Consider the following 18,906-nt stretch of genomic DNA (forward strand, 5'->3'; position numbering starts at 1 on the left):
TCAAAAAAAAGAACTTTCATGACCGAACTTCAATACATACAATCGCAACTTTCATTACCAGAAAAAAGCATTCTGAAAACCATTCAATTACTCAATGAAGATTGTACAATTCCTTTTATTGCTCGCTATCGAAAAGAGATGACAGGAAACTTAGATGAAGTTCAAATTGGTCAAATAGTAAAACTAAAAACCACGTTTTCAGCATTAGAAAAAAGACGTGAAGCCATTTTAAAATCAATTACAGAACAAGAAGCTCTTACACCACAACTACAGGAAAAAATAGTGCAAGCACAAACCTTAACAGCATTAGAAGATATCTACTTACCGTATAAAAAGAAACGGAAAACAAAAGCTTCCATTGCCAAAGAAAACGGATTGGAGCCATTGGCAAAAATCATCATGAAACAACAACATGAAGATACAGCGTATGCAGCGCAACGTTTTGTAAAAGGAGATGTTTCTTCTGTAGAAAATGCTTTAGAAGGCGCACGACACATTATTACGGAATGGATTAACGAGAATGAATATGTTAGAAACAAAATACGCCGCTTGTATCAACGAAAAGCAACCATAACAACCAAAGTGGTCAAAACAAAAAAAGAAGACGACAGCGCGCAGAAATACAAACAATATTTTGATTGGAGCGAATCGCTTCACAGAACACCATCGCATCGATTATTGGCGATGTTGCGTGCCGAAAACGAAGGTTTCATCAAACTCAAAATTGACATTGACAAAGAAGAAGCACTCGATATTATTGACAGACTTATTATAAAAACAGATGTGATTTCTTGTACAGATCAAGTATTTATGGCAATTGAAGACGCCTACAAACGTTTGTTGTCGCCTGCAATTGTAAATGAAGTATTAAATGAAGTCAAAGCCAAAGCAGATGCAACAGCTATTTCCGTTTTTGCCGATAACTTAAAACAATTATTACTCGGCGCGCCATTGGGTCAAAAACGTGTATTGGCAATTGATCCAGGATTCAAATCGGGTTGTAAAGTAGTGTGTTTGGATGAAAAAGGCGATTTGCTACACAATGAAAACATTTATCCGCATCCGCCACAGCGTAAAACTACTGATGCAGGAAAAAAAATTCGTTCGTTGGTAAACGCGTATAAAATTCAAGCCATTGCCATTGGAAACGGAACCGCTTCGCGTGAAACAGAATTCTTTATTAAGAAGATTCAATTTGATCGCGATTTGCAAGTATTTATCGTCAATGAAGCTGGTGCTTCTGTATATTCTGCGTCTAAAATTGCACGTGCCGAATTTCCAAACTATGATGTCACGGTTCGTGGTGCAGTTTCCATTGGAAGACGTTTAAAAGATCCGTTGGCAGAACTCGTAAAAATTGACCCAAAAGCCATTGGTGTGGGACAATATCAGCACGATGTCGATCAAACAAAATTGAAAGAAGAACTAGATACGGTTGTGATGAGTTGTGTAAACGCCGTTGGTGTCAATGTCAATACGGCAAGTAGCGCTTTGTTGAGTTATGTATCTGGAATTGGCACAAATTTGGCAGAAAATGTAGTGAAATTTAGATCGGAACACGGAAAAATTGATTCCCGTAGTAGCTTAAAAAAAGTACCGCGTTTGGGACCAAAAGCATTTCAACAAGCTGCCGCATTCTTACGAATTACAGATGCCAAACATCCGTTGGATAATTCTACCGTACATCCTGAAAGTTATTACATTGTAGAAAAAATGGCAAAAGATGCTAAGATTTCCGTAGATGAATTAATTGGAAATAAAACTGTTTTAAGTACCATCAAACTTGAAGACTATTGCACAGAAACTATTGGATTGCCAACGTTGAATGATATTGTAAAAGAATTGGAAAAACCTGGCGTTGATCCGCGAAAAGCAGCAAAACTCTTTGAATTTGACCCAAATGTAAAAACGATTTCTGATGTAAAAGTAGGCATGTCGTTACCAGGAATTGTCAACAACATTACCAATTTTGGCTGTTTTGTGGATATTGGCATCAAAGAAAGTGGTTTGGTGCACATTTCAAAATTGGCAAATGAATTTATCAGCGATGTCAATTCGGCAGTAAAACTACACCAACATGTAACGGTTACGGTTGTTGAGGTTGATGAAAGTAGAAAACGAATTCAATTGTCAATGATTGATTAGTGAAACGCAGTTTTTAGAAGTCTGAGAAACTACACTAAAAACGGTATGTTGAATACACTTTGCTACCCAAAGAAGACTTTTTTTAAAATAAAATGTCACGTTTTAAATTTCTGAAGGTTATAGCTGTAGAAAGAAGTCAAAATGGCTTCTATAACCAAAACCAACAAATCATGAAAAAAAGAAATTTAAATTCGTTAGCATTAAAAAAAACAACTATTAGTAACTTTTTAATCGGTGGAATGGTAGATTCGGATAATGCATGTCCATCTGCTGTTTCCTGTGAATCTGTATGTTTTTGTATTCCAATCGGAAGCTTTATTGCTGCTCCATCGGGCGATCCAAGTTATTACGAATCACCTGCCAATGAAGCAAGTCCAGCGAGTCCAGCTGGAAACAACGAAAATGCGGCTGGATAAATACAAGTAAATATCTTAGACGTTTGATAAAGGTTAGCACATAAAAAGTTTGCTAGCCTTTAATTTTTTCAAAAATATCTTTATAAATTCCCATCATATAAAAACCTCCCGAACTTCCAAAGTAGATTCTATTTTCTTCTAAAAACAAATCATACGGAGACTTACTTATATGCATCCAAAAACGACCGTTTGGTTTCGATTTTTTCAACATATCGTAGGTTGCTTTTGCACTTTCCGAAGTTTTAAACATATATTCTTCAATATGAACTCTTGGATACGTATTTCCATTCGGATTCATAGGTTTTGTTCCTTTCAAAAAGGATTTTCGAACTTCATGAAGATTGCTTTTGAAAAGATTAATATCAATATCTTTTAACATCGAATCATTTAGTTTTTTAAGATATATCAATTTACTCAAAAGCATTCCTTTTTCATGAGCAACAAGATCCAAATTCTTTACTTCGTAGTTATGCTCTAATGTAGTTAATCGCGCTACTTTTTTTGCTAATTTAGAAGTAAGATCAACCTTTTTAATAGATTCACTTTCGTGAGAATTGACTTTTGGAGAAACCGAATCTTTTAAAACTTCTTGTTGCGGTTCTTTGTTAGGAATTACTTTTCCTTTCTCTTCACAAGCAGAAAATAATACCAAAAAAATGATCAAATAGAAAGTAGTGAATATGTTCATGTACTGAATGTACAATAAAAATAGACTACTTGTTTAAAAAGATATGAATTTACAGACTCAACGAACTCAAAAAGCTTTCATTCTGAATGTCATTTGGATCAAGCATATACTGTGTTAAACCCGTTTCACCAATTAAAATAAGAAGGTTGTCTTGAATAATAACATCAAAACTATCGGCATCAATAGCATGCACTAAATTCATATTTTCAGGATCGGAAATATCAAATATTTTTACTTGATCATCACACACAAATAGGTAATTATCTTTATAAAATCCCATACCTACAGGTTCAATTAAATTGCGTTGTGATATCAATACTGGATTTTCAGCATCTGCAATATCATACACTTCTAAAACATTTGTATTTCCACCACAAAAGTTTCCACCTTTTAGCGTAACAAAAGCATGTGTGTCGTTTGCAATTACAGGATCACAAGCGGTAAAGTGTTGCACTGCGGATAACAATTGAGGTGTTTCCATTTGTTGTGCATCGTAAATAAACATTCCGTTTTGCGAACCGATGTATAAATAACTTTTATAAGAAGACAAGGTTTCAATATTAAAACCAACGCTTAAATTATTGACCAATACTGGGTTTTCAGGATCACTAATATTAAAAACATTCAAGTTTTGATTGTCTACAGTGTATAAATAACTTTGTATGATGACAAAACGTGCCAACGAGCCAGATTGTCCTGTTTCGTTTCCTGAATTCGTTACACTTGAAAGATCCGAACCATCTGCTGAGCAAGAAGCATATATTATTGATATACAGACTAATACTATTAAAATTCCTAATTTTTTCATGTCTTTAATTTTGTATCCAGTTAATTACAATTTCATCTTGTGGAGTATTCGGAAAGAAACCGTCTGGCGATAAAAGTTGTGGAAATATATTTTGAACTCTTTGAGTTTCAATAACGCCATCAAAAGAAGAATTAAATTTTAATGCCACGAGATCAACAGCTTGATTGATGTAGAATGAATCATTTTTAAAAATAAGATCTGTAGCCCCTGGAGTTACTAAGTATTTTTCAACTATAGGATTGGTAGGATCTACATTGTTGACAATATGAAACCCTTGATACGGTTCGTTGATAAAAACATACTGTCCTATGACATAAATTTTGCCTGTTTCAGTAATAGGTTTTGCTTCCTGCACTGTTATGGAAGCTTCAAAATCAGAACGTAACATTGTCGTTGGTTCAAATAATGATGTTGGTGGTACAAAAGGGATTACATTGTCATCATTATAAAAACAAGATGTAAGTGTAAGCGCAATTAATACGATTAAATAGTTAGTTTTCATGCTATTGTTTTCACAATAGATACACAAAGCAGTATTTGGTTGCGTTGCTACTTAAAGAAATTATCAACTTACTTTTTTTGCTTTCTAAAAAACAGCATAAAATCTGTGATAAAGTAAGCACAAACGACAACGACTCCCAAAATGCAAAAGATGTATTTTTCATTGGGAAAAAAATAGACAGTACAAGCGTACAAGGTCATTATTCCTAAAGGATACGTGAATATTCGAATAAAAAAACTAAACAAAGATCGCTCGTTAATAGTGTGTTCTGTCGTTATTTCTATGTCTAAAGCGTCAAAAATTGCTTTGCGCTGAATCCTTTTTTCACTTTCGTAGATTATTTTACAAATGAATATATACAGAATCAAAAAACAGCAATACAGACAACTATACAGCCAATTTTTTTCATGTCCTAACATTTCAAGAACTCTCCAAGTAAAGAATATACTCAACAAAACAAAAGCTCCATAAAAAAGGATTTTTCCAAAGATGTTAAGTTTCGTTTCAATGTTAATAAGCTCATTTTTCTCATTAAAAGAAAACACAAAAACGGCATACAAACTTGTAGTCCACATATTTCGCTGCCATAGTTTTACGGTGTTTTTATCTGAGGTACCAATTACTCTTTTATCAAGTTGACTGTGCGTCCAAAATGTATCAGGTTTTTGTACGTGTACTAATTGTTCAACTTCTTTTTTCTTGATTTCCAATGCGCTACAGTTTTATATATAATTGCCAATCATATGTATATTTCTATAGTATACTTGTTACAAAAAACAAAAAAATCCACACGGATTCCGTGTGGATTTTATCTTTTTATATAAAATAAAGTTACTCTTTATCTACTTTCTTTGCTTCGTCATCCTTTGTGGCATCCTTAAATTCCTTAATTCCGCTACCTAATCCACGCATTAATTCTGGAATTTTTCTTCCTCCGAACAAAAGTAATACAACAACTACAATTAATATAATTGAAGTTCCCCCTGGAATTGCTAAAAACATGTTTAAAGACATCATAATGATTATTATTTAAGCTACAAAGGTAAAAATAAATATAATTACCACTACAAAGAAGTATAAAAAAACGCTTCTACACAATATTATTACTAATAATTTCTTTTAAGTTTGTAAAGTACAATTGAGCTATGGCGAAAGACAAACCGAAAAAACAACGACTCAAAAAGAAACTTTTACACAAGTATCGTTTAGTTATTTTGAACGAAGATACTTTTGAAGAACGCGTTTCCTTTAAACTCACACGTTTAAATGTATTCGTCTTAAGTGGGTTTTTAATAATTTTACTCATTGTATTAACTACGTTTCTTATTGCATTTACCTCTTTACGAGAATACATTCCAGGATATTCATCTACGGAATTAAAAACGCAAGCTATAGAACTCAACGAAAAAATAGATTCTTTACAAAAAGTACGGATACGCGATTCGGTGTATTTAGCTTCCATTCGTAATGTCCTTACGGGAGAAATAAAAAGTGAAAATATCAACAAAGATTCCTTGTATGATGCATTCAAAATTGATACTGAAGATGTTGATCTAACACCAAGTAAACAAGATTCGTTATTACGGGAAGAAGTAGCCGAAGAAGACAAATACAATCTATTTGAAACGGCAACGTCTAAAGTAAATTATGTATTATTTCCTCCTGTAAAAGGCGAAATATCACAGGAATACAATCCAGAAGAAAAACACTTTGCGATAGACATCGTAGCTCCAAAAAATACACCTGTAAAAGCAACTGCTGACGGAACGGTTATTTTTTCCGAATGGACTGTTGCTACAGGATATGTACTTATAATTGAACATCCAAATAATTTAATATCTGTATACAAACACAATGCTACCTTAACCAAACGACAAGGCGATTTAGTCACCGCAGGCGAAGTTATAGCAACCATAGGAAATACTGGCGAATTGACTACAGGACCACATTTGCATTTCGAATTGTGGAGTGAAGGCTACTCTGTAAATCCAACATCGTATATCGATTTTAAACTATAAAAATTACATCTGATCGCATCAAAAAAACAAATAAACAGATGAAATCCTTAAAAGCTTTACTTGCCAAACCTTTTGCCAAATACATCCAGAAAAAAATATCAAAATGGGCAAATAACCCAATCAAAACGCAAGAAAAAGTATTTAAAAAACTCATCAAGCAAGCTGCACATACGGCATTTGGAAAAGATCACGATTTTGAAAACATTCATTCACATGCCGATTTTGTAAAACGTGTTCCTATTCGTGATTATGAAGCGTTAAAACCATATGTAGAACGAGTTGTAGCGGGCGAAAAAGACATTCTCTGGAAAGGAAAACCACTATACTTTGCCAAAACTTCTGGAACTACTTCGGGCGCAAAATACATTCCAATCACAAGAGCATCCATGCCAACACATGTTGATGCTGCACGAAATGCAATTTTATGCTACATTGCCGAAACAGGAAACACAGATTTTGTCAATGGAAAAATGATCTTCTTGCAAGGAAGTCCAATTTTAAAAGAAGAAAACGGTGTAAAACTTGGACGATTGTCGGGCATAGTAGCACATTATGTCCCTAAATATTTGCAAAAAAATAGACTGCCAAGCTGGGAAACCAATTGTATTGACGACTGGGAAACCAAAGTAGAAGCAATTGTTGATGAAACATTGCCCGAAAAAATGGCGATTATCAGCGGAATTCCTTCGTGGGTTCAAATGTATTTTGAACGCATTCAAGAACGAACTGGCAAAAAAATTGGCGATGTCTTTCCCGATTTTAAACTATTCATTTTTGGAGGCGTCAATTACGAACCGTATCGCAGCAAATTTGAAAACCTTATTGGTAGAAAAGTAGACAGCATAGAATTGTATCCAGCAAGTGAAGGATTTTTTGCTTTTCAAGACAAACAAGATGACAAAGGCATGTTATTGCAATTAAAATCAGGTATTTTTTATGAGTTCATCGAAGCAACTACCTTTTTTGACGAAAACCCTACCCGAATTACCCTAAAAGATGTGCAAGTTGGTGTAAATTACGTCATGATTATTTCTACCAACGCCGGACTTTGGGGATATAATATTGGGGATACTGTAGAATTTACCTCAATAAAACCATACAAAGTAATTGTTTCAGGACGTATCAAACACTTTATTTCGGCTTTTGGTGAGCATGTCATTGGAAAAGAGGTAGAATATGCATTACAGGAAGCACTGCAGAATGCTAACACAAGTATCAACGAATTTACAGTAGCGCCAAAAATAGAAACAGAAAACCAATTGCCATATCATGAATGGTTTATAGAATTTGAAAAAGAACCAGAAAATATAGCCCTTTTTGCAAAAGCAATTGACGCATCACTACAACAACAAAATAGTTATTATTTTGATCTCATTAAAGGGAAAGTGTTGCAACCATTAAAAATAACGAAAATCCAAAAAGATGGCTTTCAAAATTACATGAAATCTATTGGAAAATTGGGTGGACAAAATAAAATTCCAAGGTTATCTAACGATAGAAAAATCGCAGAAAAGCTAACGAATTACAAAAAAGCATAGAAATATCAAATTAACTTGTATTTTTGTGCGGAAAAATCATATATGAGTAACATTAAAATACATAAAAGAACAAGAGCACAAGAATCGTCAGGAGCCATCGAGCGTTTGTACATCACCATGAGACATTTATTCAATCGTGGATTTTACAAACCAATGGGCGTTTCTGGGGAAACACTGCGTCAGGCTTTGCTATTGTTACGTCCAGAAATATATGGTTCGGTTGCGGAAGAAAAGGCAGAAATCAATGGACTTTCGTATGTAATTGATCGTTTGCCAATCGGAATTGAAGAATGTCGTTTTATCAATTTAACATCTGATGAAGGATACAAAAATTCGCACTTCAAAGTAATCATTCCACCAAAAAGAAGAAGAAACTGTTATCGTATTGACGAAGAACAGATGAATATTGAAATCACGCGTGGACGATCGGAAATCTATGATATTTTAACACATTTGACGTTCTTATTCATAGAATCACACAAAATTGCGAATCGTGTGCTTATTGGCGAAGATGGAGAAACAACGCGCGATTGGGAAAAACTAGAAGCTGCCGTTTGTAAAAAGAAAAAATTAACCTTAGCCGAAAGAGAAGTTGCAATAACACACACAGCAAACATTCTTGGTCGTACGTTTAAGGAAATATTAGATGCACACAAAACATTTTCTACCAAAGAAAATCCTGAACGTTTTCTAAACATCATATATTGGCTAGGAAAATTGGCAATAAAAGAAATTACTACGGGACAAAAAAGAACCATTACGTTTAGTCCAGTATTACGCGAACGTTTAGGACATCATATTCATGGTGAAGTTTGGGCAAACAATATTAAAAAAGTATTAAAAGAAAACAACTTATTAGAAAGACCAATTCATATCATAAGTGCTAACATGCACAGTGTTATGAATTCTATATTTGCGCCAAAATTGCTTCAAAAACAACTCAATACAACCGACGAGTTTGATATCTTTGAAGAATTGAGTACATCAGGAAACAACGCACTTCGAAATAAAGTAGAAAAAATAGCGTTGAAAAATGGAATGATTTACATTGAAGATGAATCAGGAACAAATATCAATGTGCAAATATTTGATACGGCAAAAATTGATTTTGAAAAAACAAGCTATTCCTGTTGTGCTACAGATGATGCCGAAAAACCTGTACTATTTGTCATGGATTACGCGTTTGGAGAGCAAGCCTATGAAACTATTGATGAGTTTCTAAAGCCGTACATAAATGACGATGGAACAAGCAAAGAATACTTAAACATCGCTTCGATCTCAATCATGGGAAAAGCAGGTATATTAGAAGGCGGAAAAGGAGACATCATGATTCCGTCGGCACACATTTTTGAAGGAACAGCTGATAACTATCCGTTTAAAAATGAATTGCAAAAAGAAGACTTAGAAGGTCACGGATTGCAAGTTTTTGAAGGTTCTATGATTACGGTTTTAGGAACTTCATTACAAAACAAAGACATATTAAAATTCTTCTACGATTCTACCTGGAAAGTAATTGGGTTAGAAATGGAAGGAGCACATTATCAAAAAGCCATTCAGTCAGCTTCAAAAATTAGAAGAAGCATTGCTGAAAATGTAAAAGTTAGGTATGCGTATTATGCATCGGATAATCCATTAGAAACAGGAAGTACTTTAGCTTCTGGCGGATTAGGAACGACAGGTGTAAAGCCAACATACCTAATTACAAGAAAAATATTAGAACAACTATTTAACAACAAATAAGAAGGAAATGAGCGAAAATGTTCAAAACAACCCAGAAGCACCAAAACCGAGTACTGAAATAGATTTAAGAGAATTATTCAGAATGATCGGAGCAGTATTTAGTAAGCTTTTTAAGTTCATAAGAGATATATTCTTATTGGTATTTGACCTTATCATAAAGGTGCTAATAATAATGAGAGTTCATGTCTTAAAATTTGCAATAGTAGGTTTCTTAAGTGTCATAGTTGGATGGTTTATTGACTCAAGACAAGAACCGATATATGCTTCAGGGATGTACATAGAAGCTAATTATGACAGTACACGTCAGTTATACTCAAACATCAGATATTATAACGGACTTGCTGAAGATGCAGACAGTACAAAACTTGCCGAAATTTTTGATATTACAAAAGATCAAGCAGGAACGCTACTAGGTTTCTTTATAGAACCTGATGTTACTGAAAATGGAATGCTAAATGCATACAATGATTTCATGAAAAAAACAGATACTACTTTTGTTTTGGGTGAAATTGACTTCAAAAAATTTAGAACAAACACAAGTCCTTTAGATTTCAATACTCATCAAATATCCGTTTTGTCCTTCGACAAAGAAATTATTCCAGTATTACAAGAACCACTTGTCAAAAAAAATATTGAAAATAATTACATCAAGAGACAAAAAGAAATAAACCTTAGAAATCTTGAGCAAACGGAACAAACCTTAAAAAGTCAGTTAGTAAAAATTGATACCTTAGGGGAAGTCTACAAAGAATTACTTCGTGAACAACCTAAAGACGATAAAACAAGAGCAGGATCTGGAACGTATATTCAGCTAGCAGCTAACAATGATAAGAAAACAAAGGAGATAGAATTACTAAGAATCAATGAAGAAATTTCGAATAAAATTCTTGAAATTAACTATAAAAAAGAATTAAACAGCGAAATAATCAACGTATTAAGTGGCTTCTCTCCTGGAGCAGAAATCAAAAGTTTCTATGATAGCTTTTTATTCAGAATTCCAGTGATCACAATATCATTACTGTTAATGTTCATTCTATTAAGAGAATTAAACACGTACTTAAATACATACGAAGAAAATAAAAGACTAAATGCCTAAAAATGCAGTACTCATAACAGGAGGAGCAGGTTTTATAGGTTCAAACTATATACCATATTTCTTGGAACAACACCAAGACACTACTGTTGTGAACCTTGATAAACTTACGTATGCAGGCGATGTAAAAAATGTCGAAGAAGTACAAAATAATGCCAATTATACATTTATAGAAGGCGATATTTGTAATAGAACTTTGATAGAAGAATTGTTTACAAAATACGATTTTAAAGGCATCATTCACTTTGCAGCCGAATCACACGTAGACAACTCTATCAAAAATCCTGATGCGTTTATTCAAACCAATATCTTTGGTACATTTAACTTGCTTGATGTTGCCAAAAAACATTGGATGCAGGGACCAAATCAACCCAAAGAAGGTTGCGAAAACTGCCGTTTTCATCACATCTCAACAGATGAGGTTTACGGAACACTAGGCGAAACAGGTTTGTTTACAGAAGATACATCGTACGCACCAAACAGTCCGTACAGCGCTTCCAAAGCATCGTCAGATTTTATTGTGCGTAGTTATTTTCATACCTATGGAATGAATGTAGTAACTACAAATTGCTCTAACAATTACGGACCAAAACAACACGATGAAAAACTAATTCCAACCATCATCAGAAAAGCAATTTCTGGCGAAAACATTCCCATATATGGAGATGGAACAAACATTCGTGATTGGTTATATGTATTAGATCATTGCAAAGGAATTCACTTAGTATACCAAAACGGAAAAGCAGGCGAAACCTATAACATTGGCGGGCGAAATGAACGAAACAATGTGTATATTGCTAACACTATCTGTGAACTATTAGACAAATTGCATCCAACGGAAACGTCGTACAAAGAACAAATAACCTTTGTAACCGACAGACCAGGACACGATTTTCGTTATGCAATTGATGCCAATAAAATAGAAAATGAACTCGGTTGGAAAGCCGCAGAAAACTTTGAAACGGGCATTCTAAAAACAATAGAATGGTATTTAAAAAAATACACGACAACATAAAAAGTAATAAATGAAAGGAATAGTATTAGCAGGAGGATCAGGAACACGATTGCATCCACTTACCTTAGCCGTAAGTAAGCAATTGATGCCTGTATATGACAAACCGATGATATACTATCCCATTTCAACACTTATAAGCGCAGGAATTCGCGAAATACTCATCATTTCAACACCGCAAGATTTACCATTGTTCCAAAAACTATTGGGCGACGGGAAAAAATTTGGTTGCGAATTTCACTATGAAGTACAAGAAAATCCTAATGGATTAGCAGAAGCATTCATTATTGGTGCTACATTCATCGGAAACGATAAAGTAGCTCTAATATTAGGCGATAACATATTTTACGGATCAGGTTTGGCAACACTTTTACAAGCCAATAACAACCCAGATGGAGGAATCATATACGCATATCATGTACACGATCCAGAACGTTATGGTGTGGTAGAATTTGATGCTGACGGAAATGCAATTTCTATAGAAGAAAAACCAACGCAACCAAAATCAAACTATGCAGTGCCAGGCATCTATTTCTATGACAATGAAGTGGTAGAAATTGCCCAAAATATCAAGCCTAGTAAACGTGGCGAACTCGAAATTACAGACGTAAACCGCGTATATCTTGAAAAAGGAAAACTTAGTGTAAGCATTCTCGATAGAGGAACCGCTTGGCTAGACACTGGAACATTCAACTCACTCATGCAAGCTTCACAATTTGTGCAAGTCATTGAAGAACGTCAAGGACTAAAAATTGGTGCAATAGAAGAAGCCGCATACAGAATGGGATTCATTACCAAAAAACAACTAGAGGAACTCGCAAAACCATTGCTAAAAAGTGGTTATGGAAAACACCTCTTAGAAATACAATAAAGCTTTGAACATCGTACACACACCATTAGCAGGCTGTTTTGTCATAGAATCTCAAGTATTTGGAGATGCTAGAGGAAGCTTTATGGAAAGTTACAACAAAGAAAAATTTCCTGTGGATGTACATTTTGTACAAGACAATCAATCCATTTCACAAAAAGGAGTATTGCGCGGATTGCACTTCCAAAAAGGAGAACATGCGCAAGCAAAACTCGTACGCGTCATACGCGGAGAAGTATTGGATGTTGCTGTAGATATCCGACCAAATTCTGAAACATTTGGACAACATTTCTCTATTGTTTTAAACGACAAAAACAACAAACAACTTTTTGTGCCGCGTGGATTTGCTCACGGTTTTGCCGTCTTAAAAGATGATACCATATTTGCATACAAATGTGATAACTTCTGGAACAAAGAAGCAGAATCAGGAATCATGTACAACGATCTAGACATTGCTATCGATTGGATGCTTTCGGAAGACGAAATTCTACTTTCAGACAAAGACAAAATACTGCCTACTTTGAAATCTTTATCACTATGAAAACGGTTCTAATTACAGGTGCCAATGGACAATTAGGGCAATGTATTCAGAAAATCCAACAGCAGTTTTCTGAAATTTCATTTCATTTCAAATCGTCAAGTGAATTAGACATTACAGATGCAAAAGCAATTGATGCTTTCTTTTCAAAAAATACAATTGATTACTGTGTAAATTGTGCCGCGTATACCAATGTAGAGCTGGCAGAAACAGAAATAGACAAAGCATACTTAGTCAATGCAGAAGCTGCAAAAAACTTGGCAGAAACCTGTAAAAAGTACAATACAACTTTATTGCATATTTCCACAGATTACGTGTTCGATGGCACTAAAAAAACGCCATATACAGAAATAGATGCTACAAACCCGATAAGTGTGTATGGAGCTTCGAAGTTAAAAGGCGAACAGTACATTCAGGAAACGTTTCAAAACTACTTTATCATTCGTACATCGTGGTTATATGCCGAATTTGGGAAGAATTTCTACAAAACAATTCTACAAAAAGCTTCAGAAAAGGCAAATCTGACCATCACAACAGAACAAAAAGGGACACCAACCAACGCAAACGATTTGGCTGCGTTGCTACTGGAAATTATCAATACGGACAATACGGACTACGGAATCTATCACTTTAGCAATGAAGGCGAAGCAACTTGGTACGATTTTACCAAAGAAATCATTCAAAACTTACAGCTTTCGGAAGCAGATCAGCCTTCCTTAAAAAGTGTAGCGAGTTACAAAACCAAAGCGGCTCGACCAGAAAATAGTGTCTTAGACAAAACAAAAGTACGTGCTATAATTGAAACAATTTCTTGGCAAGAAAGTTTACGGAAGTTGATGGAGTGAGTGAAAAAACTAACGTGTGCTTGTTAGGCTAGTTACTTTATCATCCAGATAAATACTCATTTCTAGAAGAACTAGAAAAATCTATACTTAATCGTCAAATGCAAGAAATTAATAAAGCATATGATGAATTAAATAAACAAATGAAAAAATCCACATAACAGTGTATAATGAAGTAATAGCTACTTCATTACGACTACTTTTGTAATCATTATTAGCTAAAACACTACACCAAAGAAAATCGATACTGTATAAAATATCCAAAAAACGTATCTTATGTATTTATTATGTAAAGAAAACAGCATTTTTTTATCATAATAAACTATCTTTGATAAGAAAATCTATTTTTCTTATCATTATGATCAATTTCAAACTTGAAAAATTACCACTATCAAAAGATGTTGAAACGAAGAAAGTTCTTAAAAAACTAACTTCTGCTCATAGAGCTTTAGCCGAATTGAAAGGTGTTGTTTCAAGTATTCCAAATCAAAATATTTTAATCAATACGTTGGGTCTTCAAGAAGCAAAAGATAGTTCTGCAATTGAAAATATAATAACAACGCATGATGATATATATAAAGCCGAACTAAATCTTGATGGTTTTAAATCATTAAATGCTAAAGAAGTTCAAAACTATATTTCTGCACTAAAAAAAGGGTTCAAATTAATAACGAATCAAAAATTATTAACTAAAAATAATATCATCCTAATCCAATCGGAATTAGAAAAAAATAATGCTGGATTTAGGAAAGTGCCAGGAACTGCATTGAAAAACGCATCTACTGGAGAAATTGTTTATACACCACCTCAAGATTATAATACGATTCTAGATTTAATGACAAATCTTGAGCACTACATAAATGATGGAACTATGTCAAATTTCGACGACTTAGTAAAAATGGCGATCATACATTACCAATTTGAAAGTATTCATCCTTTTTATGATGGAAATGGAAGAACGGGAAGAATCATTAACGTATTATATTTAGTAATGAATGATTTACTAAATCTGCCTATTCTATATTTAAGTCGCTATATCATTGAACACAAAGAAGAGTATTACAAACTACTACAAGAAGTTAGAGAAACCGATAATTGGGAAAATTGGATACTATATATACTTGATAGTGTTGAGCAAATTTCAAAAGAGACTATTATATTGATTTCAAAAATCAAAGCGCTCATCTTTGAGTACAAAAACCTATTGAGAAATAATTACAAATTTTACAGCCAAGATTTATTAAATAATTTATTTAAGCACCCGTACACCAAAATTGAATTTGTAGAAAATGATTTAGGTGTTTCAAGAATTACAGCTGCTAAATATCTCAATTTATTAGCAAAAGATAATATATTGAAAAAAGAAAAATTAGGAACTGGAAATTACTATGTTAATGTAAGATTAATTGAAATATTAACTTTAAAAAAGTAATTACTTTGACTATTAATGATAATAATTTTTTATTCTTTTTTGTCAATAACCTAAGAATACCAAAGTTTAAAAAAGTATCATAACTATGCCCAATTCAATACAATCGTACCTTGAAAAAGCCATCAAATCCGCAGTAAACGCTGGTTCAATCATTATGGATATCTATGAAAATGAAAACTTTGCAATAGAAATCAAATCTGATGATTCTCCCGTAACAATTGCTGATAAAAAAGCAAATGAATACATTGAAAAAGCTTTGCAAAGCACTAATATTCCTGTCATTAGCGAAGAAGGCGATCATACAGCGTACGAAATTCGCAAACACTGGAAACAATTTTGGTGTGTAGATCCGTTAGATGGCACAAAGGAATTCATCAAACGCAATGGAGAATTTACCGTAAACATAGCGTTAATCGAAAACGAAAAACCAATTCTAGGTGTCATATACATTCCTGTTACAAAAACGGTTTACTTCGCTATAACTGCCGAAAAAAAAGCATTCAAACTCGTGTTAAAAGAACATGTTGTAGCAACACAATTAATTGACAATGCTGTTGAAATCTTTCCAGAAACACAAAGCAATATTGTCAAAATAACATCGAGCAGATCGTATACCAACGCACAAGTATTTGACTTAATTGCACGTTTGGAAGCACAAAACAAAAAAGTAACTCTTGTAAAAGCAGGAAGTTCCATAAAATTTTGCTTAATAGCCGAAGGAAAAGCCACTTCCTATCCGCGATACGCACCAACCATGGAATGGGATACCGCCGCAGGACAAGCTATTTGCAATGCCGTTGGAATAGAAGTTTACTCGCTAGAAACGGACGAACCTTTACAATACAACAAAAAAAATCTACTAAATCCGTGGTTTATCGTTCGAAAAATCGGATGAGAAAAAAGGGGATTAAACCCTTTTAAAAAAGGGTATTTCCCCTTAAAAGTCATTTATTTTTTAGTGTAAAAATTTATGGCTAGTTTTGCACCCAATAATCGCACCATGTATCAAGAAGCATATCATCAAGAAAGCTTAGAAAATTATAGTTTTCTAATTACTGGCGGAGCTGGATTTATAGGAGCTAACCTAGTTGAATATTTAATAAAACACAATGCTAAAAAAGTTCGTGTATTGGACAATTTGGCAACAGGTTTTATGCACAACTTAGTAGAGTTTGAATCAAATCCAAACTTTGAATTCATTCTTGGAGATATCAGAGACATAGATACTTGCAAAAATGCGGTCGATTCCATAGATTTTGTACTGCATCAAGCAGCTTTAGGTTCCGTTCCACGTTCGTTTAACGACCCAATAACTTCAAACGCTGTAAACATTTCAGGTTTTTTAAATATGATGATTGCTGCCAGAGACGCTGGCGTAAAACGCATGGTATATGCCGCTTCTTCAAGCACGTATGGCGACAGTAAATTATTGCCAAAAAAAGAAGAAATCATTGGAAAACCATTATCTCCGTATGCAATTACAAAATATGTAAACGAATTATACGCAGAAAATATCTCAAAAAACTTTGGTTTTCATACCGTAGGATTGCGCTACTTTAACGTTTTTGGACCAAAACAAAACGTAAAAGGTGCCTACGCAGCAGTAATTCCACTCTTTTTCAATGCAGGAATACATAACACAAAAGTAACAATCAATGGCGATGGAAATCAAACCAGAGATTTTACATTTGTCGAAAATGTAGTACAAGCAAATATAAAATCATTATTTGCAGACATAAACCAACACGAAGTGATGAATGTAGCCGTTGGCGATCGAATTAGTGTGAATGAATTGTGGAATCATATCAAAAATTTTTCAAACAGTACCGTGGAAGCTACATTTGGCGAAACTCGTATTGGCGATGTGCGCGATTCATTAGCCGATATTTCAAAAGCCAAAAAAATTATAGGCTATCAACCAACACATACAGTTCGTGACGGATTGTCAATTACGTACGATTTCTTTAAAAATCAAGCTGTAGCAAATGAAAAATAAGGTAATTTCCATAATAGGATTAGGATATGTTGGATTGCCTTTAGCTGTAGAATTTAGCAAAAAAGGATTTCAAGTCATCGGATTTGATATCAATGAAGCGCGAATAAAAGAACTACAACAAGGAACCGATCATACACTTGAAGTAAGCAACGAAGAATTGCAACAAGCTTCAACACTACAGTATACCAACAAAGCAGCAGATATTGCGAAAGCAAATACATACATTGTTACGGTTCCGACACCAATAACAGCTCATAAATTTCCAGACTTATCTCCACTAGAAGCCGCTTCAAAATTAGTAGGTTCAGTGCTGAGTAAAAATGATATTGTCATCTATGAATCTACCGTATTTCCAGGATGTACAGAAGAAGTTTGTGTACCAATTTTGGAAGAAAAAAGTGGTTTACGATTTAATGAGGATTTCTTTTGTGGTTATTCGCCAGAGCGGATCAATCCCGGAGACAAAAAACACAGAGTTAGTAACATTGTAAAAGTAACTTCAGGAAGCACGCCAGAAATTGCCAATGAAGTTGATGCATTGTACAAAAGTATCATCACGGTAGGAACCTTCAAAGCATCATCAATAAAAGTAGCAGAAGCGGCAAAAGTGATTGAAAATTCGCAGCGAGACATCAACATTGCGTTTGTAAACGAACTGGCATTAATATTTGGAAAACTAGGCATTGATACGCATGAAGTTTTACAGGCCGCAGGAACTAAGTGGAACTTTTTGCCATTTACGCCAGGGTTGGTTGGCGGACATTGCATTGGCGTGGACCCGTATTACCTAACCTACAAAGCAAAAAGTGTAGGCTACAATCCGCAAGTCATCCTAGCAGGAAGAAAAATAAATGACAACATGGGGAAATACATTGCAGAACGCGTTGTAAAACTCATGATAAAACAAGAAAAACTTGTCAAAGGCGCAAAAGTGACCATTTTGGGAATCACTTTTAAAGAAAATTGCCCTGACATTAGAAATACACGTGTAATTGATATTATACACGAACTCACAGAATATGGAGTTGAAGTTGAGGTGTTTGACGATAATGTAAATGCTTCAGAAGTAAAAAAAGAATACGATATTGAGTTGGTTTCGAGCATTTCAACTGACACATCAGCGATGATCTTGGCAGTTGCTCATAAAAGTTTTAATAAAATTGACGTAACTCCCTTTTTTAAAGAAGGATGTATTATTTTTGACGCGAAAAATTTTCTCCCAAAATCAATTGTAACAGAAAGATTATAATCGTTTCTAACGATAACAAAT

The 18,906-nt window shown here is 34.1% G+C and carries 19 protein-coding genes; 14 read left to right on the plus strand and 5 right to left on the minus strand.

The features are described 5' to 3' along the window. Positions 1–18: 18 nt before the first annotated feature. Together AA089_RS02410 and AA089_RS02415 are read left to right on the plus strand one after the other, a co-directional pair. Positions 19–2,145, plus strand: a complete 2,127-nt coding sequence (locus AA089_RS02410; protein ID WP_046755311.1) for a Tex family protein — start codon at positions 19–21, stop codon at positions 2,143–2,145. Positions 2,146–2,315: 170 nt separating this feature from the next. After that, complete coding sequence (locus AA089_RS02415; RefSeq protein ID WP_156168869.1) at positions 2,316–2,561, plus strand: hypothetical protein; 246 nt, start codon at positions 2,316–2,318, stop codon at positions 2,559–2,561. 52 nt (positions 2,562–2,613) lie between these two features. Here the strand turns inward: AA089_RS02415 and AA089_RS02420 are convergent, their stop codons facing one another. The 5 genes from AA089_RS02420 to tatA form a co-directional block, all read right to left on the minus strand. Further along, a complete protein-coding gene (locus tag AA089_RS02420) occupies positions 2,614–3,249 on the minus strand; it encodes a hypothetical protein (protein ID WP_046755313.1) in 636 nt (211 codons plus the stop codon). 49 nt (positions 3,250–3,298) lie between these two features. After that, positions 3,299–4,057: an LVIVD repeat-containing protein gene (locus AA089_RS02425; protein ID WP_046755314.1), complete on the minus strand. Its 759-nt coding sequence runs from the start codon at positions 4,055–4,057 to the stop codon at positions 3,299–3,301. A 4-nt stretch (positions 4,058–4,061) separates the two neighbouring features. Continuing rightward, the gene (locus AA089_RS02430; protein ID WP_046755315.1) at positions 4,062–4,559 is read right to left on the minus strand and encodes a hypothetical protein; all 498 of its coding nucleotides are present in this window, start codon (positions 4,557–4,559) and stop codon (positions 4,062–4,064) included. A gap of 68 nt (positions 4,560–4,627) precedes the next feature. Further along, positions 4,628–5,269 (minus strand): hypothetical protein, encoded by a 642-nt coding sequence (locus AA089_RS02435; RefSeq protein ID WP_046755316.1) that lies wholly within the window; start codon positions 5,267–5,269, stop codon positions 4,628–4,630. A gap of 121 nt (positions 5,270–5,390) precedes the next feature. Continuing rightward, entirely contained in the window at positions 5,391–5,576 is a 186-nt protein-coding gene (tatA, locus tag AA089_RS02440; RefSeq protein WP_046755317.1) for a twin-arginine translocase TatA/TatE family subunit, read from the minus strand. A gap of 128 nt (positions 5,577–5,704) precedes the next feature. Here tatA and AA089_RS02445 point away from each other — a divergent pair, with 128 nt between their 5' ends. The 12 genes from AA089_RS02445 (at position 5,705) to AA089_RS02500 (ending at position 18,885) form a co-directional block, all read left to right on the plus strand. Then, entirely contained in the window at positions 5,705–6,577 is an 873-nt protein-coding gene (locus AA089_RS02445; protein WP_046755318.1) for a M23 family metallopeptidase, read from the plus strand. A 38-nt stretch (positions 6,578–6,615) separates the two neighbouring features. After that, a complete protein-coding gene (locus AA089_RS02450; RefSeq protein ID WP_046755319.1) occupies positions 6,616–8,115 on the plus strand; it encodes a GH3 auxin-responsive promoter family protein in 1,500 nt (499 codons plus the stop codon). A gap of 42 nt (positions 8,116–8,157) precedes the next feature. Continuing rightward, complete coding sequence (locus AA089_RS02455; RefSeq protein ID WP_046755320.1) at positions 8,158–9,855, plus strand: DUF6909 family protein; 1,698 nt, start codon at positions 8,158–8,160, stop codon at positions 9,853–9,855. A gap of 7 nt (positions 9,856–9,862) precedes the next feature. After that, the gene (locus tag AA089_RS02460; RefSeq protein ID WP_046755321.1) at positions 9,863–10,951 is read left to right on the plus strand and encodes a hypothetical protein; all 1,089 of its coding nucleotides are present in this window, start codon (positions 9,863–9,865) and stop codon (positions 10,949–10,951) included. Then, entirely contained in the window at positions 10,944–11,963 is a 1,020-nt protein-coding gene (rfbB, locus tag AA089_RS02465; protein WP_046755322.1) for a dTDP-glucose 4,6-dehydratase, read from the plus strand. The genes AA089_RS02460 and rfbB overlap by 8 nt, the downstream gene beginning before the upstream one ends. Before the next feature lie 10 nt (positions 11,964–11,973). Continuing rightward, entirely contained in the window at positions 11,974–12,831 is an 858-nt protein-coding gene (gene rfbA / locus AA089_RS02470; protein ID WP_046755323.1) for a glucose-1-phosphate thymidylyltransferase RfbA, read from the plus strand. 4 nt (positions 12,832–12,835) lie between these two features. Then, a complete protein-coding gene (gene rfbC, locus AA089_RS02475; RefSeq protein ID WP_046755324.1) occupies positions 12,836–13,369 on the plus strand; it encodes a dTDP-4-dehydrorhamnose 3,5-epimerase in 534 nt (177 codons plus the stop codon). Further along, positions 13,366–14,211 carry a dTDP-4-dehydrorhamnose reductase gene (gene rfbD, locus AA089_RS02480; RefSeq protein WP_046755325.1) on the plus strand — a complete coding sequence of 282 codons (846 nt, stop codon included), beginning with the start codon at positions 13,366–13,368 and terminating at the stop codon, positions 14,209–14,211. Before rfbC ends, rfbD begins: the two co-directional genes overlap by 4 nt. Positions 14,212–14,566: 355 nt before the next feature. Then, positions 14,567–15,640 carry a Fic family protein gene (locus AA089_RS02485; protein ID WP_046755326.1) on the plus strand — a complete coding sequence of 358 codons (1,074 nt, stop codon included), beginning with the start codon at positions 14,567–14,569 and terminating at the stop codon, positions 15,638–15,640. Between the two features lie 85 nt (positions 15,641–15,725). Continuing rightward, positions 15,726–16,535 carry a 3'(2'),5'-bisphosphate nucleotidase CysQ gene (gene cysQ / locus AA089_RS02490; RefSeq protein ID WP_046755327.1) on the plus strand — a complete coding sequence of 270 codons (810 nt, stop codon included), beginning with the start codon at positions 15,726–15,728 and terminating at the stop codon, positions 16,533–16,535. Positions 16,536–16,640: 105 nt separating this feature from the next. Beyond that, complete coding sequence (locus tag AA089_RS02495; RefSeq protein ID WP_046755383.1) at positions 16,641–17,636, plus strand: SDR family oxidoreductase; 996 nt, start codon at positions 16,641–16,643, stop codon at positions 17,634–17,636. Next, a complete protein-coding gene (locus tag AA089_RS02500) occupies positions 17,626–18,885 on the plus strand; it encodes a nucleotide sugar dehydrogenase (RefSeq protein WP_046755328.1) in 1,260 nt (419 codons plus the stop codon). Before AA089_RS02495 ends, AA089_RS02500 begins: the two co-directional genes overlap by 11 nt. The last annotated feature ends 21 nt before the right edge of the window (positions 18,886–18,906 follow it).

The organism is Kordia jejudonensis (genome assembly GCF_001005315.1).
In the GTDB taxonomy this organism is placed as follows: domain Bacteria; phylum Bacteroidota; class Bacteroidia; order Flavobacteriales; family Flavobacteriaceae; genus Kordia; species Kordia jejudonensis.